1 protein-coding gene is annotated in these 1,398 nt (G+C 48.5%); it reads right to left on the bottom strand.

Annotated features, from left to right (window positions below; translation table 11 throughout):
• Nucleotides 1–674: 674 nt before the first annotated feature.
• The coding region (locus Q0238_RS01055; RefSeq protein ID WP_297942009.1) for an ACT domain-containing protein at nt 675–1,398 on the bottom strand (724 nt) is incomplete at its 5' end.

Below are 1,398 nucleotides of genomic sequence, written 5' to 3'. Positions count from 1 at the left end.
GCAAAATTTTAAGCCTAATCGAAACGCTTAAACTCACAAATTAGCAGGGCGCATTACGGCTGAATTTTGCATCGACCAAATTTACGCCGGGCGGAATTTTCACCGAAGTGGAATTTGGGCAAAACGTAAAATTTAATCAGCGGTGTAATTTCTCGACAGCCGCCCTAAATTTAATCAGCAATGCAATCGCTCGGTAGCCGCCCGAAATTTAAACGGGCGATACGATTAGAGAGATGAAGCGCCTGCCGCGCATAAATTTGAATCAAAAGCGCCTTGCCGTGTCTAATAAATAAAATTTAACTGCATTTTGTATCGCGACGCTTAGCTTTGGATACCGAACTCGCATAGCGGCAAAATTTAATCGGCGGCGCCCGCGATGATGAAATTTAAAAGCAGCTCTGCAAGGACGAAATTTAAAAGCAAGCTCGCGATGAGAGTTAAATTTAAAGCGCACGCGGCGTTTGTAAAAGCCGCACGCCAAAACGTATCTGCCTAACGCATACCGCAACGTACCGCAAGCGCGGCTCTGCACGTACTCAAGTTCCGCTAAAATCCTAGCCGCGCGTTCCCACATCGCCTCATCAAACGCCGTCGTAGGCTGGATTGTAAATTTAAATTATAAAGAATTTGGATGAGGCGAAATTTAAAATTCCGCCTCCCAAGCAGAGAAGGTACTAAAGCGCCGCGTAGCGCACCATTAGGCAGGTTTGAAGCGCCGCCAGCTTATCGAGCGTGCTTTTTTGCACTTCGGAATCGACCAAAATGACCGCCAAAGCGTCCCCCTCCTCGCCTCTGCCTAAGCGGAAGTCCGCGATATTGATGTTTTCGTCGGCTAGGATCGTACTGACTGACTTGATAACGCCCGGTACGTCGGTGTTTTTAAAGATTATCATCTTGCCTTTCGGCTTAAAATCGGTCTTAAATCCGCCGATATTTACGATACGCTCCTCGCTACCGTCAAATACGGTACCCGCGACGTTTGAGATCGCTTTGTCGGTCGTAACCTTGACAGCGATCTCGCTTTTATAAACACTGCGCGCAAGCTCGCCAAAGCTCGTCTCAATCCCCTTTTCATCCGCAAGAAATTTAGCGTTGACGTAATTTAGCGAGTCGCCCAAAGAATCATGCAGCGCGCCTACGATGGCAAAAACGAGCATCGATTTTAGATACTGCACCACCTCGCCGCTGCCCTCGATGCGAATCGATTTGATCGGACCTTTGTTGATCTGCGCCGCAAGATAGGCCATTTTGGAGACTAAATTTATATACGGCTCAATACCGCGCGGCAGATCCTCGAGCTTAAGCGGCAAATTTAAAGCGTTTGGATAGTTCAAGCCACGCGTGGCGCTGATCGCCTGCTCTGCGGCTTCTCGGGCGATATTGCTTTGCGATTCGAGC

It is taken from the genome of uncultured Campylobacter sp., assembly GCF_938045775.1.
In the GTDB taxonomy this organism is placed as follows: domain Bacteria; phylum Campylobacterota; class Campylobacteria; order Campylobacterales; family Campylobacteraceae; genus Campylobacter_B.
The sequence above is the reverse complement of the archived record's forward strand: the minus strand, read 5'-3'. Positions and strand labels throughout refer to the sequence as shown.